The organism is Mangrovibacillus sp. Mu-81 (genome assembly GCF_036867415.1).
In the GTDB taxonomy this organism is placed as follows: Bacteria; Bacillota; Bacilli; order Bacillales; family Bacillaceae_B; genus Rossellomorea.
On sequence record NZ_JBAJHU010000002.1, the window covers coordinates 237308 to 259771 of the forward strand.

At 44.2% G+C, this 22464-nt stretch carries 26 protein-coding genes, 2 pseudogenes and 1 riboswitch; all 28 genes and pseudogenes read right to left on the reverse strand.

Going from position 1 to position 22464, the window contains the following annotated elements; all coding sequences use genetic code 11:
* Window positions 1-6: 6 nt before the first annotated feature.
* Window positions 7-366: a flagellar protein FlaG gene (flaG, locus tag V6B33_RS04890; protein WP_334216628.1), complete on the reverse strand. Its 360-nt coding sequence runs from the start codon at window positions 364-366 to the stop codon at window positions 7-9.
* 564 nt (window positions 367-930) lie between these two features.
* The gene (locus tag V6B33_RS04895) at window positions 931-1260 is read right to left on the reverse strand and encodes a hypothetical protein (RefSeq protein ID WP_334216629.1); all 330 of its coding nucleotides are present in this window, start codon (window positions 1258-1260) and stop codon (window positions 931-933) included.
* Window positions 1261-1543: 283 nt separating this feature from the next.
* Window positions 1544-1657: pseudogene (locus V6B33_RS04900) on the reverse strand (flagellin); the annotation flags it as partial.
* Window positions 1658-1998: 341 nt separating this feature from the next.
* Window positions 1999-3276 (reverse strand): flagellin N-terminal helical domain-containing protein, encoded by a 1278-nt coding sequence (locus tag V6B33_RS04905; protein ID WP_334216630.1) that lies wholly within the window; start codon window positions 3274-3276, stop codon window positions 1999-2001.
* A gap of 155 nt (window positions 3277-3431) precedes the next feature.
* A complete protein-coding gene (gene csrA, locus V6B33_RS04910) occupies window positions 3432-3653 on the reverse strand; it encodes a carbon storage regulator CsrA (protein WP_334216631.1) in 222 nt (73 codons plus the stop codon).
* A 4-nt stretch (window positions 3654-3657) separates the two neighbouring features.
* On the reverse strand, window positions 3658-4104 hold the full coding sequence (gene fliW, locus V6B33_RS04915; protein ID WP_334216632.1) for a flagellar assembly protein FliW: 447 nt from the start codon (window positions 4102-4104) through the stop codon (window positions 3658-3660).
* Window positions 4105-4121: 17 nt separating this feature from the next.
* Window positions 4122-4712, reverse strand: coding sequence for a DUF6470 family protein (locus tag V6B33_RS04920; protein ID WP_334216633.1), 591 nt, complete (start codon window positions 4710-4712; stop codon window positions 4122-4124).
* Window positions 4713-4791: 79 nt separating this feature from the next.
* Window positions 4792-5697 (reverse strand): flagellar hook-associated protein FlgL, encoded by a 906-nt coding sequence (gene flgL / locus V6B33_RS04925; RefSeq protein WP_334216634.1) that lies wholly within the window; start codon window positions 5695-5697, stop codon window positions 4792-4794.
* 15 nt (window positions 5698-5712) lie between these two features.
* The gene (gene flgK / locus V6B33_RS04930; RefSeq protein WP_334216635.1) at window positions 5713-7269 is read right to left on the reverse strand and encodes a flagellar hook-associated protein FlgK; all 1557 of its coding nucleotides are present in this window, start codon (window positions 7267-7269) and stop codon (window positions 5713-5715) included.
* 23 nt (window positions 7270-7292) lie between these two features.
* Window positions 7293-7787 (reverse strand): flagellar protein FlgN, encoded by a 495-nt coding sequence (locus V6B33_RS04935; RefSeq protein WP_334216636.1) that lies wholly within the window; start codon window positions 7785-7787, stop codon window positions 7293-7295.
* Between the two features lie 12 nt (window positions 7788-7799).
* On the reverse strand, window positions 7800-8063 hold the full coding sequence (gene flgM / locus V6B33_RS04940) for a flagellar biosynthesis anti-sigma factor FlgM (protein WP_334216637.1): 264 nt from the start codon (window positions 8061-8063) through the stop codon (window positions 7800-7802).
* Between the two features lie 113 nt (window positions 8064-8176).
* A complete protein-coding gene (locus tag V6B33_RS04945; protein WP_334216638.1) occupies window positions 8177-8584 on the reverse strand; it encodes a TIGR03826 family flagellar region protein in 408 nt (135 codons plus the stop codon).
* Window positions 8585-8646: 62 nt separating this feature from the next.
* On the reverse strand, window positions 8647-9348 hold the full coding sequence (locus tag V6B33_RS04950; protein WP_334216639.1) for a ComF family protein: 702 nt from the start codon (window positions 9346-9348) through the stop codon (window positions 8647-8649).
* A complete protein-coding gene (locus tag V6B33_RS04955) occupies window positions 9341-10825 on the reverse strand; it encodes a DEAD/DEAH box helicase (protein WP_334216640.1) in 1485 nt (494 codons plus the stop codon). The genes V6B33_RS04950 and V6B33_RS04955 overlap by 8 nt, the downstream gene beginning before the upstream one ends.
* A gap of 152 nt (window positions 10826-10977) precedes the next feature.
* A complete protein-coding gene (locus tag V6B33_RS04960) occupies window positions 10978-11214 on the reverse strand; it encodes a hypothetical protein (protein ID WP_334216641.1) in 237 nt (78 codons plus the stop codon).
* A 24-nt stretch (window positions 11215-11238) separates the two neighbouring features.
* Window positions 11239-11523 (reverse strand): annotated as a pseudogene (locus tag V6B33_RS22045) (transposase); the annotation flags it as partial.
* Complete coding sequence (locus V6B33_RS04965; RefSeq protein ID WP_334216642.1) at window positions 11418-11816, reverse strand: hypothetical protein; 399 nt, start codon at window positions 11814-11816, stop codon at window positions 11418-11420. The gene V6B33_RS04965 and the pseudogene V6B33_RS22045, both read right to left, overlap by 106 nt.
* Before the next feature lie 2 nt (window positions 11817-11818).
* Window positions 11819-12667, reverse strand: coding sequence for a DegV family protein (locus V6B33_RS04970; protein ID WP_334216643.1), 849 nt, complete (start codon window positions 12665-12667; stop codon window positions 11819-11821).
* A 245-nt stretch (window positions 12668-12912) separates the two neighbouring features.
* Window positions 12913-13224 carry an STAS domain-containing protein gene (locus V6B33_RS04975; protein WP_334216644.1) on the reverse strand — a complete coding sequence of 104 codons (312 nt, stop codon included), beginning with the start codon at window positions 13222-13224 and terminating at the stop codon, window positions 12913-12915.
* Between the two features lie 22 nt (window positions 13225-13246).
* Window positions 13247-15298 (reverse strand): FapA family protein, encoded by a 2052-nt coding sequence (locus V6B33_RS04980; RefSeq protein WP_334216645.1) that lies wholly within the window; start codon window positions 15296-15298, stop codon window positions 13247-13249.
* Window positions 15299-15312: 14 nt separating this feature from the next.
* Window positions 15313-16149, reverse strand: coding sequence for a PP2C family protein-serine/threonine phosphatase (locus V6B33_RS04985; protein ID WP_334217060.1), 837 nt, complete (start codon window positions 16147-16149; stop codon window positions 15313-15315).
* Window positions 16150-16155: 6 nt separating this feature from the next.
* Window positions 16156-16476, reverse strand: coding sequence for an STAS domain-containing protein (locus V6B33_RS04990; RefSeq protein ID WP_334216646.1), 321 nt, complete (start codon window positions 16474-16476; stop codon window positions 16156-16158).
* A 13-nt stretch (window positions 16477-16489) separates the two neighbouring features.
* Entirely contained in the window at window positions 16490-18061 is a 1572-nt protein-coding gene (locus tag V6B33_RS04995; protein WP_334216647.1) for a methyl-accepting chemotaxis protein, read from the reverse strand.
* The gene (locus V6B33_RS05000; RefSeq protein WP_334216648.1) at window positions 18058-19155 is read right to left on the reverse strand and encodes an alpha/beta hydrolase; all 1098 of its coding nucleotides are present in this window, start codon (window positions 19153-19155) and stop codon (window positions 18058-18060) included. Before V6B33_RS05000 ends, V6B33_RS04995 begins: the two co-directional genes overlap by 4 nt.
* A 46-nt stretch (window positions 19156-19201) precedes the next feature.
* Window positions 19202-20137 carry an ATP-binding protein gene (locus V6B33_RS05005; RefSeq protein ID WP_334216649.1) on the reverse strand — a complete coding sequence of 312 codons (936 nt, stop codon included), beginning with the start codon at window positions 20135-20137 and terminating at the stop codon, window positions 19202-19204.
* 12 nt (window positions 20138-20149) lie between these two features.
* On the reverse strand, window positions 20150-20851 hold the full coding sequence (locus V6B33_RS05010) for an SDR family oxidoreductase (protein ID WP_334216650.1): 702 nt from the start codon (window positions 20849-20851) through the stop codon (window positions 20150-20152).
* On the reverse strand, window positions 20841-21674 hold the full coding sequence (locus tag V6B33_RS05015) for a 6-carboxytetrahydropterin synthase (protein ID WP_334216651.1): 834 nt from the start codon (window positions 21672-21674) through the stop codon (window positions 20841-20843). The genes V6B33_RS05010 and V6B33_RS05015 overlap by 11 nt, the downstream gene beginning before the upstream one ends.
* A 14-nt stretch (window positions 21675-21688) precedes the next feature.
* Window positions 21689-22258 carry a GTP cyclohydrolase I FolE gene (gene folE / locus V6B33_RS05020; protein WP_334216652.1) on the reverse strand — a complete coding sequence of 190 codons (570 nt, stop codon included), beginning with the start codon at window positions 22256-22258 and terminating at the stop codon, window positions 21689-21691.
* Between the two features lie 113 nt (window positions 22259-22371).
* Window positions 22372-22457: riboswitch (cyclic di-GMP riboswitch) on the reverse strand.
* Window positions 22458-22464: the final 7 nt, after the last annotated feature.

Consider the following 22464-nt stretch of genomic DNA (forward strand, 5'->3'; position numbering starts at 1 on the left):
CTTCCTTTAAATCTTTTTATCTACCATCAATCCCACAAATTCAGTCATCGCTGCGTACATATCGAGGATCTTCTTTGCAGGGATCTCCCTTACTACTTCTTTAGTCTGCTCATCTACAATCGTTACATAGTATTCTTGCAATTTCTCATGAAATTCAAATTTGAGGTGTGTATTCGAAGCATGCAAAAACTCATTCATCCCCTGAACGACATCTTGCATTTTTTCTTTCGTGACAGGTTCTTTGTTGGTGTTCTCTTCTTGCTGCCGTTCCTGTCCCTGGATGTATTTTACTGCTTCATTTTGATTGTTTTCCAGTTTGATAAATGATTGTGTGTTTGGGATACTGCCTGTCACTTTTTCAATCATTGGTTGATCCTCCTTGAGGGGTATATGGGTTATATCGGAAGAGTTTGGGGAAAGTTTAGATTCAGTTAGAAGAAAGAGTATACTAACGTTTCAATAACAAAATACGCTGAGTAAGCTTCTATAAAGTTTTCATACACAAACTTAGCTGCTAATTAACACCACCCCTTAGTTCCTTAGTCGGGATTGATTTAAGAATTGCGTGTGAAACTTCTTATATGGGCATTGATGAGATGTCTAAGAAACGAATACCGAAGTGGAAATCCACACTCCGCTTCCATTGATATCAATGCTATATCCATGGAAAACACCCCTTTCTTGTTCTAATGGACAAAAGATTGCAACTGCTGTTCTAAAGAATGAACTTTCATTTTCAAATTATTTAAACGACTATTCAACTCATTAACTTCTATAGGAGTAAGTACATGTTCGAGGACATAAACAACGATTGTTCTCATTTCATGAAGTTCTCTGTCCATTGATCCTAAAATACGACCTTGGTCCTTACACCACTCCACCTGTTCTTTGAGAAATTTTTTCTGATCTTCGTAACTTTCCATTACCATTTTATTTACCAAGATTGTCAATTAGCTCAAGTGATTTCTCATGAATGAAAATTGCAATTGAATGATTATCTTTATAATTCGGATAAGTTTTTTCTAATTGTTTAAAAATCCAATTAACTCTATCTCCTGCTAATATATTTGCTCCTAGTGGTAGTGAAAAAGAACTGTTAAAAACAACAATTGACCATTTATAACCACTCAAATCATTTTTCCAAGGATCAATTTGCTGTAAAATAAATTCAATATTTATTCCTTGATGATTATAATTCTTCCCTTTGTAAAATCCTTCCTGATCTAATTTTCTTATTTTAATATCATTGAATAGTGCCATGTGTAACTACCTACCATTCATTATAAGATTTGGCTGTTTCCTAAAAGATTGTTGCTTTACGTCCATTATCTAGGCGTTCGAATGAAGTGTGCGCCCGTGCTCTTTTCGAACTCAAGCTTAAATAAATTATGGACATACGATCCGAAAATACCCAAGTTCCGGTATTTTCTTGTGTGTAAAGCAACAAAGTATGCGAAAAGAGCCTAAGATTTAGTCTGAAAATACCATATTATAGTAAAAGAGACCCTAGCAGAACTAGAGTCCCTTTAAAAATTATCTATTATTAACGAAGAAGTTGTAAAACTCCTTGAGGCTGCTGGTTTGCTTGAGCTAGCATAGCTTGAGCAGCTTGAGAAAGAATAGAATTCTTTGTTTGGTTCATCATTTCTTTCGCCATCGTGCGAACATTTACTTTCATAAATGACTAGACTATATCTTCACCCTCTGGTTTCCAGTAGGGGTTGGGCACTTCGGATTCACAATGCTGATGACCATTGTTTCACCTACGGATTTCATCACCATAGCTTTCGCCTTAGATGGTCTATCCTAGTCGTTGAACCTTCTCCACTTTTTCAAGACAGGAGCTTGGCTGCTGATTGCCCAATCTTTCCTTTTATCAAGCCATCACGCTTGTCGTTTCCAACTACGTTGTGGCAAGAAAAGCTCTAAGGGGTTTCCAGCAATTCACCCAATTATGATCTCTGACCGTTACCAGTCAGGACGACTGTGCTTGTTGCTCTAGGCAGCTAAAGCATAATCTACGTCACGGATACGAGATTCCGCTGCAGTTAGGTTTTCAGAAGATGTTCCTAGGTTGTTGATAGTATGATCTAAACGGTTTTGGTATGCACCTAGTTTAGAACGCTCACTAGAAACAGACTTAATTGCAGCATCAATAGTAGTAATTGCATTCTTAGCCCCATTTTGCGAAGTTAAATCTAATTGATCTACTCCAAGTGCAGCTGCTCGCATATCTGCAATACCAATATTCATTTCTTGACCTTCATTTGCACCAATTTGCATATTCAAAGTTCCGTTTGAATCTACATCAATTGTTACTGCAGCTACTAAGTCAGCAGTTAAGTCAAAAGATAAGCCTTCAGCAGTACCATCCATAATTGTTATATGATTACCTTCTGCTGTGTATACAGGAGTACCTGTTATAGTTAAGGATGCATCTACACCTTCAGTTTGTGTTCCCATTCCAGTGAAATCCCCTGCAGTTCCTCCAACTGCAATTGTCATATCTGTTGCTGAGCCCTTATTTGTTGAAGTAAACTCTAACTCGTCTGATGTATTTAATGCTACTGTTGCTCCAACATTTGCATTATTAATTTGATCAATAGCATCTTGAACAGTATCAGTAGAATTAAATGAGAATTTAGTTCCATTAACAACAATTTCAGATAAACCTGAGAATGTAGCTGTAGCTGATGTAAATCCACCAGTTGAACTTGTTGCCACAACATCTGAAGTTGCAGCTGTTGCAGCAGTAATTGCAACCTGGCCACCAACTTGAGTTTCACCAGTACCAGTAATATTAGTAATTTTAGCAGTATCTACAGCCGTACCAACTGAGAAAGACGTGCCAACATTTGCAGAACCGTTCAATAACTTCTTCGTGTTGAATTCTGTAGTGTTTCCTATACGATCAACTTCATTTGTAAGCTGGTCAATTTCTTTTTGAATCTCTGCACGATCATCAGCAGTATTTGTATCATTCGCTGATTGAACAGATAGTTCACGCATCCGTTGTAAGATACTATGTGTTTCGTTCAAAGCACCTTCAGCAGTTTGAATTAAAGAAATACCATCTTGAGCATTCTTAGAAGCCATATCCAACCCACGAATCTGTCCACGCATTTTTTCAGAGATCGCTAAACCAGCTGCGTCATCTCCAGCACGGTTAATACGAAGACCAGAAGATAACTTCTCCATAGATTTTGATTGTCCAGCAGCTGCACTGTTCAACTGACGATAAGTATTAAGAGCCGCAATATTATGATTAATTCTCATAACAATAATTTCCTCCTTGAAAGTAAGTCCACATCCTTGTGAACTGTTTAGTATTTGGTTTACAAAGAACAGAAAGGTCGGCCGCCCTTTTCTTCCTTGCTTACATGGTTAATATCGGTCGATTTTACCAGTGTTTAATAGGTTACTCGAAAAAATTATTGTTTTTTCGGCAAAATGTTGAAGAGGTTGTCGATTCCTTTGGAGGCATCGGCGTTTTCTTCCTGGATGGTCAGGTAGATTTCTTTTCGGTGGATTTCGAAGTTCTTCGGCGCATTGATGCCGAGCTTTACCTGATCTCCTTTTACCGATACCACACTGATTTCGATATCTTCACCTATTTGAATGGCTTCTCCGGTTTTTCTCGTTAATACCAGCATCGTCTCACTCCTTACCAGCTTGCTCTGGTTGAGCAAAGAGCAGATGTTTTGTTTGATAGTTCGAATCATTCAGGATCACTTGTTTGGCTTTGTTGTTTGCCAGATTGATCACGATCGGAGCTTGCAGGTTGGCAGTCGAGTCATGAAGGGTTTCCTTCATTGTAAGGATGGTCAGTACTTTTACATTTTTCTCGTCAGTGAATCCCAGTGTATCAACGCTGCCTTGATCTAGTTCGAAGTCAAACTCTTTCGTGAATAGAAACGGATCGGTCACCACGAATCCGAGCTGGGGGGTGGAAACCGATTGCAGGATATGAAACAAGTCATTTTCCGGCAGAGGAAGCAGGACGAATTTTTTCTCAACGGCAAATCCGGGGATTCCCTGCTCAAAATTCAATACACCGTCCTCTTTGACGTCAATCTCTCCATGGTATTTCGTTTTTATCTTCATGTTCTCATCCCTTTTATTTAGATTTCCTGTTCGTAATTAATTCCGACATGTTTTAAATTCACAAAATCAATTTGTAAATCGGCATATTTTTGAAGGCTGATATCCACTTGTGCTTTCGATATGTTGATGTTCGGCTTCACTATCTGTGTATTGTTGATGACTTTCTGCGGCTCAAAATTCACGTTCACGTCACCGGGATCGTATTGTATCTTTACGCTCCCGGCTGAGGGGATCCAGCCGATGTTGAAGTCATAGATCGGGTCTTCACTGTTTCGTTTTGCCTGCTCGGCAATAGCGTTTCCGCCGTTTTCGATCCTCATCAGTTCATCCCCGTCCTGTGCCATCCGGGCGAGGCAGGTCAGCCAATCCTCATGTCCCTGCCTCGCAAAGTCTTCGATTCGTCTGCGCACTGATTTCAAATCCATGTCTGCTCTTGCTTCGGTTTGGTCAATCGTCAGCTTCGATGGTCTAAGTTCAATTTCCATCTTCGCTTTCGGCTGCTGGATGTCCAGTGCCGGCGGGGGTGTTTCGACTTCTAGTTTTCCGGGAGTCGTTTTGATCCCGATGGATGGTGGTGTGGATTGCAATCGTATTTGCGGAAAGTTCATATCCTTTCACCTCTACTAAAAAAGGAGACCGCCTTTAAGGTGACTAAACACCTTAAAGGGTTGGTCCCCTTGCTTTTTTTTATCTTAAAAAGTCCATTAATGTTGGCTGAATGATTCTTGCGCCTACACCAAGTGCCGCACGGTGGACACTTTCCTGGGTCTTAAGGTAGGTGATGACTCGTTCGATGTCTGCATCTTCATTGTCGGAAAGGATGCGGTTCGCCACTACTTCCTGCTGTCCTAAACGGTCGTCGATCATTTCCAGGCGGTTGTAGCGGGCGCCGAGTTCGGAGCGCTCCGCCGACAGGGTTTTCATGACATCGTCCAGGTTCCCTAATTCAGTATCAAGGGCATCAGTGTCTCCTGATTCCAAGGCTTTTTGAATGTTATGGACCGTGTCAAAAAGCTCTTGGCTGAATACGTTGCCCGGATTCACATTTGCCTTTAAAGAAACTCCCTGTGAAACTTCTACATTATAAGAACCAATCACTGCACTAGTCAGGTTATCTGCTACTTGCGGTGCACTGCCGTCTGCTGGAGTTCCGTCTTTGATAGGAGAATTCCCTATGTCGGTTCCATGAAAAATATAGCGGCCGGCCACCTTCGTTTCGGCAACTCCTACCAGGTCCTTCTTGATCTGTTCAATTTCTACAGCGACGGCTTTTTTGTCTTCTTCACTTAATGTTCCGTTCATTCCTTGAAGCGTCAGTTCACGGACCCGCTGCAAGCCTTGATTCGCCTGGTCGATTCCTGCTTCGGAGTTGTCCATCCACAGGTACAGCTCGGAAAGATTCCGCTTATACTGTTCGATGCTCGTCAAGTTGGAACGGTAGAACATCCCTTTCATCGCGACGACCGGATCGTCGGAAGGTTTGGTGATTTTTTTGCCGGTGGCGAGCTGTTCCTGCAACTGTCCCATGCGTGCATAGGAGGAGCTGAGGTTTCTCATTGAGTTATTGGTTAGCATGCTTTGTGTTACGCGCATTTACAATTCACCTTCCTATCTTCCTACGGTTCCCATGCCGTTGATAATCTTGTCGAGCATTTCGTCCTGGAGAGTGATCATCCGCGCAGAGGCGTTGTAGGCGTGCTGGAATTTGATCATATTCGTCATTTCTTCATCGAGCGAGACACCGCTCACGGACATGCGGCGCTCTTCAACCGCTGACCTCAGGACTCCGGAATTCTGGGTTAGTCTGAGAGATTCCTGTGATTCTACTGCCATGGCACCGATGACGGATTCAAAGTGGGCTCTGAATGTTGCCGGTTTTTCACCGTATGAAAGTTCGACAGACGTGATGATATCAGCAAGCGCGCTGACGTTGGCCGAATCACCAAGTGTAGGATTGTCTGCACTTGCAGTAGCGATCATGTCCAGGTTGCTCAGTTCATCCGCAATCTGCATGCGCTGTGCAAATCCTGCTTTATCGACGTTATCCAAGTCTGCAGAAGCATCGGCAGCATCCTGGAAGAACTTCGGTGTTTCAACGGACGGATCTTCCATTTCCGCTGGCGATACTCCTTCCTGATGCTGTTCATTAAAGGCTTTCGCGAATTCATACGCCATGTTGTCGAGTTCGTTCAGCATCGTAATGTAAGAGCCTTGTGCTGCACCGTTCTTGTCAGAGTAGCCGTATGTATCGATGAGTGCTCTTAATTTCCCTTCACCTTGGGATAGGAAGTCATTCACATCGAGAGTCTGGCTCCCGATCGTGACAGTATCGACCGTATCCTGCGGCCCTTCCATGGAAAGCTTCAGTTCGTTCGCTCCGCTTTTCCCAACAAGATTCACGGCAAAATTGCCGTCCTTGCCGACCAGGTTGACGGTCACCTGACCTTCTGCAATCGGAGAAGCTGCTCCGCCGCTTGATTGATAGCTTGTCTGGATGGAAACATGTGACGATAATTCGTCGATTAAGCGGTCTCGCTCATCATACAGGTCGTTCGGTAAATAGCCATGAGGCTCGACATCGGCGATCTGTTTGTTGATTTTATCGATTTGGCTAGTCAGTGAATTTATTTGTTTTTCAGTAACGGAAAGTTCATTTTTTAAATCACCGCGCACACCTGTCAGTGACGTGGACAAGTAATTGAATGTATTCGCCACTGCAATTCCGCGTTCGCGGACAACGGAACGTGCACCTGCGTTCGTCGGGTTCACCGCAAGATCCTGGAGCGACTGCCAGAACATGTCCATCGTCTTGGACAAGCCTGACTCTGATGGTTCGTTCATGACTTCCTCCATTTTCTTCATCGCTTCCATTTTCGATTCCCAATAGCCAAGCTTGTTATTTTCACCGCGGTATTGAACATCCAGGAACGAATCACGCACACGCTGAATGGACCCTGCCTCAACACCAGTTCCCATTTGACCGGGAATATCAGGACGGTTCATCGAAGGAGCCGGATATGGAGTTGTCTGTTCAAAGTTCACACGCTGACGGCTGTAGCCCGGTGTGTTGGCGTTGGAAATATTGTGGCCTGTTGTATATAGGGCGCCTTGCTGTGTGTACATGCCGCGCTTGGCGGTTTCAAGGCCGTGGAAAGTAGATCGCATGGTGGTGCCTCCGTTTCAGAAAATTAGGCTTGCGAATCAAAGATTGATCGCTGTGCCGGTGCTTTTTTTTCGCCGTTCGGACGACCGTAAGTCGATTGCTGGTCCTGCGGCTGCATCGCGGATAGATTCATATTCACAAATTGAAGAGATTGATAGATCAGCTTCTGATTCAGCTCATTCCGTTCCTTCAACTGAGAAACCAGATCTGTCAATTGTATTTGCCAGTCCCGAAGCACTTCTTGATCTCCTGGCGGGCTGTACTCGATGCATTGTGATAGGGTAGGCGGCTCTTCCGTCAGCAGATCCATGGTTTTCAAATAATCGGCTGATTCCCGCTGGCGTTCGTTTTCGACCATGTTGATGGCAGTAATATGCTTCTGCTCGTCTTTCAACAGATGATCAAGCCCTTCCATATCGCCGCTTTTGATTACATCGGTCTTCTTTGCGGAAAGGTCGAACAAACTTTTATTCAGCTTATATAGTTTTCCAAGCGTTGCGACTAATGCAGATGCGGACATGCTTGCTCTCCCCTAGCTTTGATAGAAATTCTTTAATCCTTGTGCGATGGCTTTCGGATCGATCGTATAATTTCCGTTCTGTACCTGATCCTTCAATGCCTCCACCTTCGCCTGGCGTTCCTTCATGAGCTTTGACGTCTCCTGCATTTCCTTGGCAGTGGACGAAATCTCGATTTTATCAGAAGGCGCTTTCCCGGACTTCGCCGCTGAATCCAGCTTGTTCATATTGCGCTGGTACGGATTGATATTCTGGTTCCCAATATTATTGATCTTCATATTGTTTCCCTCGCTTTCATCACGTTCAAAGTGTCTCTATTTAAGTATATCGGATAGAACACTTCAATGTTTAGTGATCTTCACTGGTTAGTTCTTCCTAATTATGATCTGGTTCACTTGTCACGCATTGTGTAATAGGTCCGCTGCGTATTCAACTTCTCTTTCCATTCATTGTTCGCCTCGAACTGCTTCAAATCCTTTTTCAACCCATCACTGCATTCCTGACAAAGCTTGCCGCTGGTAATGATTTTCCCGCATTTATCACACGGATAACCCAGGTTGGGAAAAAGTTTCGTCTGGATGCGACCCTTTTTCACCCATTTGTACAATAATTCTTCTTCTACTCCAGTCGTATTTATCACGGTTTCCATCGTCGCGGCCCGGTTTTCTCTCTTTTTCAAAAATCGATACACCGTATCATACATGGTTTCTTCTTCTTTAAAACAGTTTTCACATACTTCCCGGATTTTATTTTTCATAAACAACGCATTACAGCGTGGACAATTCATGATATCTGACATCTTGATCTTCCTCCTGATGGTACTCATTCTTACCCTTTATATCGGAGGAAACAAGAAATCTTTTAGCCGCGGGCGAGCGTGAACGATGTGACTTGTTCGGCACCGGCTTCCTTCAAAAGTTTGGCTGCATGTCTCAGAGTTGTTCCCGTCGTGTAGATGTCATCGAAGAGAAGGATGGATTGGCCGTTGAAGTCTTTTTCGATTAGCGTGAAGATTTGCTTCTGCTGTAGCCTGTCGCGCCGGGATTTTTTGGATTGTTTTTCGGAATGGGATCTTGATAGCAGATGGGAATGTAAGATTTGTGCTTCTTCTAAAAGTGCTGCAGATTGATTGAACCCGCGTTCATATTGGCGTTCTTCGCTGAGCGGGATAGGGATGATGTGGTCGTAGTTATTGTTTTTGAGACAAGTTGCAAGTTGAAACCTGAATACTTTTGCCAGCATGTGATCACCCCGGTATTTGTAGCGTGCGAGGTATTCTTTGAGGAAGTCATTGTATTCGAAGAGGGAAGTGTTATGTTGGAGGATGCCTGTCCATTTTGGATTTTGTTCCCAGCGAAAACAGTCCAGACACACTCCCCCTTTCATCAGTTCTTCGGGAAGTTTCTCAAGTGAACGGGAGCAGCATGAACACCTTTTTCCCTCTATGGCTTGCAATCCCTTTTGACAATCTTCACAAAGATACTGTGGCTCACTGTAAAAAAATCCTTTCCATGAGATCACTTCCTTAATCGGATTCCCGCAGTACAGACAGAGATCACTCATCGATTAACCCCCTCTTTCGTGCTTCTCTGTTCATCATGAATATGTGCTGAAGGGCATTGATCATTTCCCTCGTTCGTCCGTAATGAAAATACACGACGTCCCCCTTCGGAAACTCGGCACTCCTGCCCGCCCTCCCGGCAATCTGGACGAGGGCACTTTCGGTAAAAATCTTCTCCTCGGCACCCAAAACGGCGACATCGATATTCGGGATGGTGACCCCTCTTTCTAAAATCGTGGTCGTGAGCAGGACCGGAGTTTCATTGTCTCTCAGCTTTTGAACTTTCTCTTTTCTGTCGGGGTCTTCTGCGTGGACGGATTGTATTGACGGATCCAGTTCCTGAAACAGCGGCAATGCGTTTTCCATTGCCTGTACGGACGGGAAGAAAATGAGGGTCTGTTTGCTTTGATGCAGCCTCTTCATCGTCCATTTTTTGAGTGGAGAGGGAATCCGGTTCTTCTTGAATGCCTTGTCCCAATTGCCGCACCAGGCAAAGCGCGGGGAAGGAATCGGATGCCGGTGAAAACGTGCTGGAATACGGACATGATGTTGTTTTCCCGAGTAACACCTTCCCTGTGTTTTCGTATCGGGAGTCGCTGTCAAACGGACCACTGCCGACTGGGGCTTGCGTGCCTTGTTTACCGCAAATTGGAGGGAAGAATCATACGAATAGGGGAAAGCATCGACTTCATCGATGATCATGAGATCAAAGGCATGTTGATAGCGGTAGAGTTGATGGGTCGTTGAAAGCACGAGTTGCCCGTAACTGTGGCGGTCTTCTGAGCCGCCATACAGGGTGGTGATGGAGGTTTTTGGTAAGACTTTTTGGAGGCGCGGGGAAAGTTCGAGGATGACGTCGGTCCTTGGTGCAGCGATACACACTCGTTTATTTTGAGTGAACGCATGGTGAATCCCTTGGAATAGGACTTCAGTTTTTCCGGCGCCGCAGACGGCCCAGACTAATAATTCATCATGATTGCGAACGGCTTCCACTACTCGATCGGACGCTTCCTGCTGGGCTTGGGACAGGGTTCCCTGCCAGTCGAATAACGTTTTTGAGTCGGTAATTGACGATGGACCGGTCCAGGTGAGCAGCGGTGTGCACTCGGATACCCTCCCCATCATGATGCAGTTTCTGCAGTAGGAGCAGGATTCTTTGCAGCGAAAGCAGTGGAAGGCGGCTAATAGGTGATTTTTGGTGTTGCCGCAGCGTCGGCATTGGTGGTTTTCGACTCCTTTTTGATAAGAGATGTAACCATTCGTATAGTGAATGTGGATCATTTCGAGTTCGAAGGGTAGTTCATCCAGCAGGAGAGCGCGGCCAGTGAGGAAGGATTGGAGTTGGGTGGAGTAAGGGAACTTAGAATCGAGCGGGACTGGAGGTGGTAATTCAATGTTCGATATTTTTTGGAGTTTAAATATGTCCTTTTCAAGAAGATGTTCAGGTACTAAGTAATTGTTTTGTAGTTTGAATCTCAAATGCAGACCTCCTTAAGGTATGGTATTTTCTATTTATTGCGGGACTGTGCCTGGCACAGAGTGGGTTTTTTGTTCCTGGCACAATCTGCGAGGTTTCTGCCAGGAACAAATTGAGGGAAATGTGCCTGGCACCAGGGAGTCTAAACAAAATTTCAAGTCGGTATCTCCCAATCTTTAATTCTCAATTTTGATTCTACATAGAATTGATATTTTTGTTGTGGATTTTCACCCAATGCTTGATAGACCTTTTCCTTATCCGTTAATTTATCGTTATTCTTTGTGATATAGGTCTTGTAATTACTCCATCGGTAATCTTCGGGTGCCTTTGAACTGCGTGACTTTACAGGATTCAAGTGGACATAACTGATTGTATCCAGCAGCTGCTTCATGTTTTTTATCACCTTAGAATAGTATCTATCCTGAAATACATGACCAACATAATTGTACTTTCTATTGAAGTATCTTGCGTAAATGGAGTGAATATAATGAATGATCTCGGTGGGGGAGTGGTTGATGGTTTCGATCACTAAGTGGATATGGTTAGGCATGAGACAAAAAGAGTGTAAGATGAATGGTGTTCGAAGTTTAGCTCTTAATAGAAGTGAAAAGTAATGATGGTAATCTTTGCTGTCCCTAAAAACATTATTTTTTCTATTCCCTCTGGCAGTAATATGATAAATTGCACCAGGATACCAAATTCGAGGTTGTCTTCCCATTGAATCTTCCTTTCTATTTTTACTGGAATAATAACTTCATTCGACAAACTTTTTAATTCCCCTGCTTTTTCTTGAAATAACTTGTACCAGGAACAGAATGGCTGTTTTGTTCCTGGCACAAGTCGGGTGATTTGTTCCTGGCACAAACAAGCTCTATTGTTCCTGGCACAATTCGGTCCATTTGTTCCTGGCACAAACACAGCCTTTTGTTCCTGGCACCCCACTAAATATTCACTAAAAAAAGCCAGGCACCAAAGCACCTGACCCACAACCACAATTATGTCATCTTCCTAGCCCAGCCCAGCCCCATCGAACCCTCACCCAAATGAGTCCCGATCACCGGACCAAAATAACTCACATCAAACTCTACATTCGGATATTTCTCAGAAAGCTCCTTCATCCACTCCACCGCTTCACCTTCGCGGTTTGCATGTATGATCGAAGCCCGATACGCCCCGCCATCCTTCACGGCGTCATCAAGCAACCCTTCTATCCGTTTCAATGCCTTCTTCCGAGTACGAATCTTCTCAAACGGCACGATCACCTTATCCACAAAATGCAGCAAAGGCTTTACCTGCAAAAGACTGCCAATGATTGCCTGTGCCTGTGATAACCGGCCGCCGCGCTGCAGGTGCGCGAGGTCGTCAACCATGAAGTATGCCTGGACGGACTTTTTCATTTCATCCAACACCTGAATGATTTCTTCCGCGCCTTTTCCTTCACGAGCAAGCTTGGCCGCCTCAAGCGCGTAGAATCCCTGGACCATACAACTGATTTCTGAATCATAAGGATAGACTTTGATTCCCTCGACCATTCCCTCAGCCTGTCCCGCTCCCTGGTAGGTGCCGCTGATGCCGCTTGATAAATGAATCGAAATCACCTCGTCATAGTCACGAGCCAATTTTTCAAACATCTCTGCGAATTCGCCTACCGGGGGCTGCGATGTGGTGGGAAGCTTGTCTTGTGTGACTACTTCTTCGTAGAAGTCGTTTGCCGTGATGTCGATTTCTTCCCTGTATGTTTCGCCGCCGAGGATGACGCTGAGCGGGATCATGTGTATGTGTAAAGAATCGCGCAATTCTTTCGGGATGTAGGCTGTGCTATCCGTTACAATTGCCGTTTTCATAGTCGTTACCCCTCTTATTCTTTATTTGCCGATCGGCAGTCCTGGGAGGGCTGCCGGCAACATGTCCTAATCTAACCTATGTATCTTTTTCATTTTATATGAAAGTAGATTGGTTTGCACCATTACGAGTGAAAATCACGTCCCTCAAAAGTAAAACAAACGTTTGTTTAAGTCCGGGAAACCTCGTCTTCATTGGGATTCCCTATCTTAATCAAACGTTTGTTTAAATTCCGGTGCCTCTAAAATCAGATAACTACACCTTCACCCAGAATATCAGGGATTTGCAGGAGTTCGAATACATCCCGCACTTCTTTTCGGATGTGGGAGATGGTGACTACTGTTCCTTTTTCACCGAGGGACCGGACCATATTTAGCAGAAGTCCCATGCCTGATGAGTCAACGAAAGGGACTTGCGCAAAGTTCACATCTACTTTTTTGTATTTTCCCATGAGCGGGAGGAGCTGTTCGTCGATGATTTCGGTGCTGTCGATGTCAAGGTCCCCTTCGATTTTCACTTCTAGATTCTCATTCTCTTCTTCTGTCGAAAATCTAATCATAGTTCATTCCTCCAACAACTAGTTAATTTAGTATGAGTTTTCCATCGGAGTCCAAGCGCGCACGGACGCCGTATGTTGTTTGATCAAAAGTGTGTTTTGTGCTGCCGACTCGTATGACAGTGCCTTCCATTGCTTTTTGAATGGAAATAGTTTGGTCGGCGGGCACGGAAATCAGCGTTGATGTTCCACTTTCTGCTCCAACCTCGTGGATTTCCACTCCCAGTCTACCGTACACTTCACCTCCACGGATTATGCCGCTGACTTTCAGCTTTCCTCCTGCGTGGATCTTGGTATTGATGCTTCCTTGCCCCAATATCAGGATATTGCCGCTGCAGTAGATTTTGCTGTTCAGAGCATTGGGGATTGTGATATAGGAATCGGGTTCGACAGGGATCAGGCTCAATTCGTGTAATTCCTTCATTTTCACAGCCAGTTCTTTAATTCTATCAAGCGATGTTACTTCATTGGTCAACGATAGAAACAAGTGGGTCAGTGATACACTGACTTGCCTCCAGTCATCATCTGGCAGGAATTCTTCTCCTTTTCTGACGACTTCCACATACTTCTTGGCATGTGTCTGGAAATCTTTAAATTTCTTTTCCAGCAAAATTCGGATAAGAGGCTGAAGTCCGCCGCGTGAAAAGTCACTTGATTTGAACGCAGGTGACAGGGTCAGCTGCTGAATGACGGCAATGATCCTTTCTATATCACGGTGAAGATTGCCCAGCAAATGTCCTAACTCTACTATTAACAGGTTGCTTTTCCCCGCAGACATTTCGGAGCTGATGATATTGCCGTACGTGACGACGGCGCCTGATGAAGTTACAGCTGCATTCGTGACCGTTTTATGGACAGTGACATCCCCTTCGGCTTCGACGAGCATTCTTTCTCCTACTTCACCGAAGATTTCAACGTCCCCTTTGAAGTGAATGTTTCCGGATGCAAGGTCAACATTCCCTTCATGGATTAGCTTCGGCAGAATCGCTAATTTGACAAGTCTGCCTCTCTCCTCCACAAGCGGGCGCCCGGACTCCGTAGCTACTACTTTATCGTCCACTAACGAGATACCGTTTCCTGCACGGAGGACGACGGGATGTGTCTGTTTCGCCGGCAGTGGTTCATTGGTGACCGTATACCCCATCTTTCCTGGTATGGGAGGATGAACGACGGCTACTACTTGCCCGCGCTCTACAGTTGGCAGGGTCTTTGTTTCACGGAAATCGACGCGTCCGTCTTTCGTTTCTTTCGGTCCTTCATTTATATCGTCCACATTTACCTTTAATTCAACCCATCCGTCTTTTCCGGGTTTTGCTTTGATTCCTTCCGCGATAACGAAAGATCCAGCCTCTTCTGTTTGCGTCGCCCGGACCATTTCATCCTGATGAAATCCGTGGATAACGCGCAGAGTCTCAAGCTTATTCATCAGATCTGAATAGTGCAGCGTATTATGAACTTCTTTCTTTTCTTCCATCTTCAGTTCAATGTGGGTATCCGGTTCAATGTCCGTGATGGATCTTGTAATCTTATATCCAGGTTCAACCTTAACTTCCACCCGTAATTTTTGACTGTCCATTTTGACCGACCAACGGGTTTCTTTTTCCTCGTTTTTCAGCTTGATTTCATAGATGTCCAGTTCTGAGACAATAATTGTCTTTTCCTTGACGAGCGTGTTGTTCTTGAATAATTGGATATTCTCTCCTATGGTGACCATTGGAAAATGAGCAGGTGATGCCTTGCATTGAATGCGGCCATTTTCCACCCATACTTTTCCTGCCAGCGTATCGAAGACAGGTGTTTTCTCCATCTCCCGTTCCGTTTCGGTTCCAGCTTCCGGGTCATCCATTATTTTCTCAAGAGCAGCTGCCACATCAAGATCAGTACCGGCGGCTTCCTTCGAAGTTGCATCAAGTTTTGTAAGCTTTACCACCGCCTGCTTGCCGAGAATACCCATAAATCCTCTTGATTCCTGCTGGACGATTTCAATGTTCACTTCCTGCTTGGTTGCGTCTAGAAGTTCTAATCCGATGGAAATCGCTTCGTTAATGTCCTTTCCTTTTGAAACAATCTTCTGCATGTGATCACCTCCGTCTACATGTTTAATACAGGTGAATTCAAACTTGAGATATCTGATTTTTCATCCGTTACCTTTAATATCACCATCGTGATGTCATCTTTCTGCGGAGCCCCTTCGGTAAATCGATGGATCGACTCCATTACACTTGATTCCAATTCTCCTGCAGCTTTTTCTTGGTTGGAAGATAGTGTTTCGACTAATCGTTCCAATTGGTACTGTTCGTTACGTTCATTTTGCGCTTCGACAATCCCGTCTGTGTAGAAGAAAATCGTGTCATTTTCTTCAAGTTTAATAGATTCTTCCTGGTAGACTTGATTCGGAAGACCGCCGACCATGATTCCTTTTGCTTTCGGAAGCTCTGTCACTTCTTTGGTCTTTCCGTTCACACGTAATGGAAGGTTGTGTCCTGCATTCGCATACGTGAGCATGCCGGTGTTAGGATCCCAGTCTGCACAGAAAAGTGTTACGAATGATTTCAGGGCACGCAGGTCCTTGTATATAGCTTGATTCATCGCAGTCAGATTATCACCCGGTCCTTTCGTGCTTTCTGCTGCACTCCTGAAAGCTCCGCGAGTCAAAATCATCAGCATCGCAGCCGGGATTCCCTTTCCCATGACGTCACCTATCACAATCCTGATTTTCCCGTTCAGAAGAGGATAGAAGTCATAATAATCGCCGCCAATCAGTCTTGCAGGGAGGGTCGACCCGATGACTTCCCCACCTTGAATAGATGGGATGTCTCCATTCAGAAGCGTAGATTGAATATTTCTGGCCAGGTTGATTTCACGCTGAAACGTCCGGTCTTCTTTCGTATGTTCATTTTTATCATGGGAGATTGATAGTTTATCCATAAACAATCAGATGACCTCCCCTTGCATGGCATCCAGGATCTGATATAGTCCCACCATTTCAAACACCTGATGAGTCAAGTCATTCACACCCTGCAGACGTACGATAAAGTGCTTCTCCTCCGATAGGTAAATTGCATTCATAATGGAGCCGATCCCGGTCGAATCGATGAAATCAAGTCCGCTGAAATCAAACACCAACACTTCGATATCCCCCATTTTCTCAAGATAGGGCTCAATGGAGGCATTGGTCGAGATGTCCAATATCCCATAAAGCTTTAGTATTGCAGTCGACTCTTTCACTTCTACTGTAATGATCAATTCGTTCATCTGGATCTCCCCCTTATAATTTAAATTTGCCCATATAATCAAGCAGCGAGTTAGATATATCCGAGAGCTCACTTGCCTGTTCATGCAGGGACTGTACAAGATCGGATAAAGTAATCGTTGTATCAGTAGTGGCAGCCGTGCGGTCTTTGGCGATTTGTTTCAGAGCGTCTACCCTTTCGAGAATTTCTTCAGTGCCTCCTGCATTCGGGAGAATAAGCAATGAAGCTGCTATCTCATCCAGGAACGCTGTGATTTCATTCAACTGCTCCCTCGACTTAATTGTCGCTTCCGTGGAGAGAGTGTACATTTTTTTAACGGATTCAGACGCTTCCGATTCAAGCAATACGGACAGACGCTGTGCTTTAATTGCTTGTTCATGCGTATCTGTTACAAGTGTGTTCAATTTATCCACCATCCGGTTGGTGCTTTCTGATAACACTTCAAGCTCACTTCCATCTTTGATCGAGCTCTTAACCGTCAAATCTCCTTCTTCCAAAGAAGTAATCTGTGTTTTGATTTTTTGCAGGTTCTCATAGATTCGATTGAAGAACCTTGCTGTTAACAGGAATAGCACGACAAGAGACGCAAGACCTGAGACGATTAAAATGATCGAGTGACGGTATAGCGGTCCGCTCATTTTTTCGTAGTCGAGTGCGATGTAGATGACGCGGTTTTCGTCTAATGGGATGAACATTTTGTACAGCTTCTTTCCTTTGACACTTTCGATAAAAGTTGCAGTCTCAATACTTGAACCTGCCAGCATTTTCTTGTCATTGAACGTTCCGTATGTGAAGTTCCCTGCCTCTACTTGCTTGAGAGGTGGATAGATTTGTTCTGCTAGAGTAGGATCGGCGAACACTTTAGGATTTAACACAGCGATCTCCTGAACAAATTCACCGTCCTTTACCAGTTCTTTAATTTCAGTTTCCGGCCCCACATTTTCTAAGTATTGATTAACTTCATTTGCCTCAATAAAAGGATTGATAATAAAATCAGTTCCTTCCTCATAAAAGTATGCGTATTTGAAAAACTTCGCTTTATCAGCATGGGAAGCCGATTGTGCAATGGGCAATACAAGGGTATACGGGTTTGTAAATGTTGCACCCGGTACTTTAGGAAGTTGTCCTGCCATCAAAAGATGGCCGATTTCATAATAACCAAACTCCTTGAAGCTGAATCCGATTTCCTCCTCTTCAGTGGACTGAATTGCCACAAAGTCATCTTTAGCCGCATTTTCTTTAATGATCGAAATCCCTGCCAATCCTAATTCTTCTTTTATTGAAGATAATTCTTGTTTTGTAATCTCACTCGCATTTTTTCCTTTTAATAGAGTACCGATATGTTTGGAGTGAGAAACGAGCGTTAAATCAATTTGACTTTCAATCGTGGTAGTTGCCAAGTCAGTCTGTTCTAAGCCCCTCATGACAGTGTTAGCAACTGCTTCAGCTTGGCTGTTGGATTGTTTATTGATTTGATCCTTCATTAAGTAAAGCTGCGCGATTCCTGATACAATGGCAATGATTAATAATAATGATAGGACTTTAATTAGAAATTGCCTTCTTAAAGTTATTTTTTCACCCTTCATCTCTGTTCCTCTTTCATTGTTAATTTTCCCGAAAACCAGGCTATAGTTGTTTTACGGATTTCATCTAACTTGTAATTGCATACATGACCTTCATGCTCATACTCCACAAGATGCTTTTCCGAAGATATATTATCAAATAACCGTGAAAATTCTTCATTAGTGATCATCATGTCCTTTTTTCCGTAAAAGACAAGCACAGGAGCATGGTAGTTAATGCTGTCGAATTTAGGGATGGATCTCTCTGTTTCCTCTTCATTTTTGTCATCGACAATGCAGGAACATTCCATGCGATTCATGAAATACCCCGGCATATTCATCCGCTCCAACTCCACAGCCGGGCTGACCACAACGGCTTTCGCCACATTCTTATTCGAACTTCCATACAACACCCAGGAAGCAGCCAGGCTCGTTCCGAACAGATAGACAGGAAGATCATATGTCTCACTTGCAAAATCGATGAGGTGATGTATGAAGCTTTCCCATCTCACCCTTGTTCCGATGACATCATTCAGCAAGAAGGTTTCTCCCTGACCAGGCCCGTCAAAACTCATTGTGATGAACCCTTTCTGCACAAACTCCATTTCATACTTATAGAGTTCTTCTTTGGATGAGTCGATTGGGTTGACGATGATGATGACGCCTTGTGGATTGTCCGGGACCCGGATTCTGCCTGAGCAGAAGCTTTGATCTTGAAGTACAAGTGTCTTGTATGTTGTTGGAATGTCTGATAAAGAGTCTGCTTTATTCATGAATTGCAGGCATTTTTTATACCAATGAATCTTTTCCCGTGAATACTTAGGATCGATCCAGTAATTGAGGTTGTAATAGAGAGCCGTTTGCCGATAGGCTTCTTCTGCCTCGGTATAGTTACGCTGCGACTCAAATTCTCCTGCTTTCCTTTCTTTTTCTTCCGCGAGTTTTGCCCATGTATTCTGCCATCCTTCAAGTGAATTCAAGTTGGCGCGGGCTTTTGTCAAGTCGTCCTTGTCCAATCCGTGGACAATCCACCTCTCCCAGAAGACATCGAATAGTCTTGCCGTTTTCAGCGTTCGCTTAATGGTTTTCAAGATAGTATCCGGGTCCATCGTTTTCACATTTGTTCACTCCTTTTTGTATAAGAACTGGTATAGGCTTCGGTTCCTATCCCGTTTGATTTAATTTCCCTGAAGGTTCCCCCCGATTGAAGGACAAAATGATCGTTGAACCTTCTGATGTTGTATATAAGGAAACCTGCTTCGACATTTTCATCATCAGTGTGAACCCCTGTCCCATCGATTTCTTTGTCGAGTAGCCTGCGAGCAGGGTCGTCTTTGGCAGTTCTTTGAGGGAAAATCCAGGCCCTCGGTCCTCTATAATAAAGCGAATCTCGTTTTGATCTTCATCTTCGACCAGCGTCATTTTTCCTTCTTCTCCGTGCTTGATCGTGTTGGTGATCGCTTCAGACAATACCAGGAGCCAGCTCATAATGGTGGAATCACTGTAGCCCATCGCTTCAAGGCTGTCTTTCGCCAGATGGCGGCAGCTCGGTATGTCGGCAAGCTTCTTAATCGTTCCTTGACAGAACACCCTGCCTTTTTTAAAACCGTTGAGTTCCTGTTCCGATATAAGAAGGAATTTCCCTTGTGTCGATGCCATGATGACATCGCGGTACACCTTCCACTTCTCCCATTCCGGATGTTTCTGCTCTGAAATGGGTTCTATTGTGGTGAAAATGTCCTTTTTATATATCTCATGTGCTTTCAACATCGCATTTTGAAGGTCAGATTTGACGTCCAGCTTTAAGATTTGTTCCCTGATATCCCGGCGTTGATCTGCCCATTTCAACATCAGCTCGCTTAAATAAAGGAAGAACTCGTGGTCCTCATCATTTTCTTCACATGCTGCACATGATAGTGAGGAATAGAAAATCTCATCGCCTGCTGCAGCTTCAAGTCCTGCGTAATGACATAGTTTCTTGGCGAGAAAACCCCTTTTCGTCCGGTAGTTCACCTCTCTGTAAGACAGCTCCAAGGGAAGAGACGGGGGCTTATTATTTTTTGTTGAGTCTTTAAATACCTTATCAATCAGCCGTCTCAATATCGCTCCCCCTTAAAGAATGCCGAGCGGCGGCATGATGGTGATTTCATCGACGTATGCGCCATCCGGCTGAGTGATCAATGCCAGCAAATGCTTGGCAACAACTTCAGCAGGAATCATTGCGCTCATATCCGGTCTCGGCTCGATGTTTTCCCAGAAGCTACTGCTGACGGCACCTGGAAGCACGGCTGTTACTTGTACTCCATGCTGTCTCAGTTCTGCCTGCATCACCTTGGTTAATCCAAGCAAGCCGAATTTTGAGGCGGAGTATCCTCCGCAACCGGGCAGCGCCGTTGTTCCGGCAATCGATACTAAATTGAGAATATGTCCTTTTCGCTCTTGCACCATGTGTTTCCCGATATATTTAGAAGTAAGAAATGACCCGCGCAAATTGGTTGAAATCATCTGATCAAACTCTTCGACAGAGGAATCAAGGATGCTTTCAAACACGCCTACTCCGGCACTGTTGATAAGTACATCAATACGGCCGAAATGCTCGATTGCCTTACGGACAAAATCTTGAATTGATTGTTCATCCGTCACGTCCAGAGGGACTTCAAGCAGGTTTCCTTTTCTTTCTTCTTGATTACTCCTGCTTCCCAGTACTAGATTCGCTCCCTCTTTCTCAAGCAGGAAAGCCGTTTCTCGGCCGATTCCTTTACTGGAACCTGTGATCACGATCGTTTTTCCAGTTAACCGTCCCTTATGCTCCATACTGCAGATCCTCTTCAGGTCCGTAATATTCGAAGTAATTCTTTTCCGTTTCATAAAGACCGATCTTATACAGGTTTGATAGTTTCGGAGACAACAGATCCCAGATGACAACCGCTACATTTTCAGACGTTGGATTCAAATGCTTAAACTCTTCTGTGTCTAAGTTAAGATGCTTATGATCGAATTTCTTCATGATTTCTTTCTCTACCACTTCATCAATGTCTGCAAGATTTGCAATCATTCCGGTTACCGGATCAGGCTTCCCGTTTACGGTGACTTCCAAATAATAATTATGGCCGTGTCCATATGGGTTGTTGCACTTTCCGAAGATCTCCCGATTTTCTTCGCTGCTCAGCTGCTCGCTATGCAGGCGGTGTGCGGTACAGAAATGATACTTGCGTGTTAATCGGACCATTTGTTCTTCCTCCTTTTCGGAATATAAAAAGTTGTTTTCATGCAGACGAATTTTGTGAAGCTCGCAGTGATCGATTTTTCCATCTAAAGAATTCCAAATATAAGTGACGATATTTTCGGTCGTAGGTATATTCTCTTCGAAATGATCGTTCTCTTTGTTTAAAAATTTCCCATCTAGATGTTCGGCGACGAAGGACTTCACTACTTTGTCAATGTCTGTGATGTTTACGACGATCCCGGATTCTCTGTTAAGCTTTCCTTTCACCATGACTTCCAGGGTGTAATCATGTCCGTGGCCATTCGGATTGCTGCAAGGACCGAAAACGTCCCGGTTCTTCTCTTCGCTCCACTCTTCAATCCGGTAGGAATGAAGTGCAGAGAAATATAATTTTCTAGATAGATATAACATAAATATCCCTCCTATTAATCTCTCGCCAGCGCCCGCTCAAACTCCTCAACCAGCGCATCATTGTTTTTGAAAGCACCCTTCTTGATCGTCGTAACTGTCGAACTTCCCGGCTTTTTCACCCCGCGTGCACACATGCACAGATGCTGTCCTTCCACGCTGACGATGACTCCTTCCGGCTGAAGGACATTCATGATGGCGTTGGCCATTTGCTGGGTCATCCGCTCCTGCACCTGCGGGCGTTTGGAGATCAGCTCTACCAGTCTCGCAAATTTGCTTAAACCGACGACCTGTCCATTCGGGATGTAGCCGATATGCGCTTTACCGAAGAAAGGGATGAGGTGATGTTCACAGAATGTGTAGTAATTGATGTCCTTTACTACGACCATTCCTTCATACTCTTCTTCGAATGTGGTCGTCAATGCGATTTCAGGATCGACACCGACTCCTTCAAATACTTCCCTGTACATTTTCGCTACGCGTTTCGGTGTATCGAGTAACCCTTCACGGTTTGTATCTTCACCAAGCAAATCCAGAATAGCTCTTACGTGATCCTCTAATAATCCTGTCTGCATTTCAATTGTCATAGTTAATTCCTCCTAGTTAATATATATAAAAAGACCCGCCAAAAAGATTGGCGGGTCTGCTTGAATAAGAGTAGCATTTTTCACCTACTCTTCCCTAAACGTCTCCAATCCTTTTCGGTAACCCGGCGATCGTAGCTGAAGCAGCCTTAGACCCGTAGCTTTGCGTCCTTATCTTTCAATAAGTTTGCCATTATCGAAGGTACACA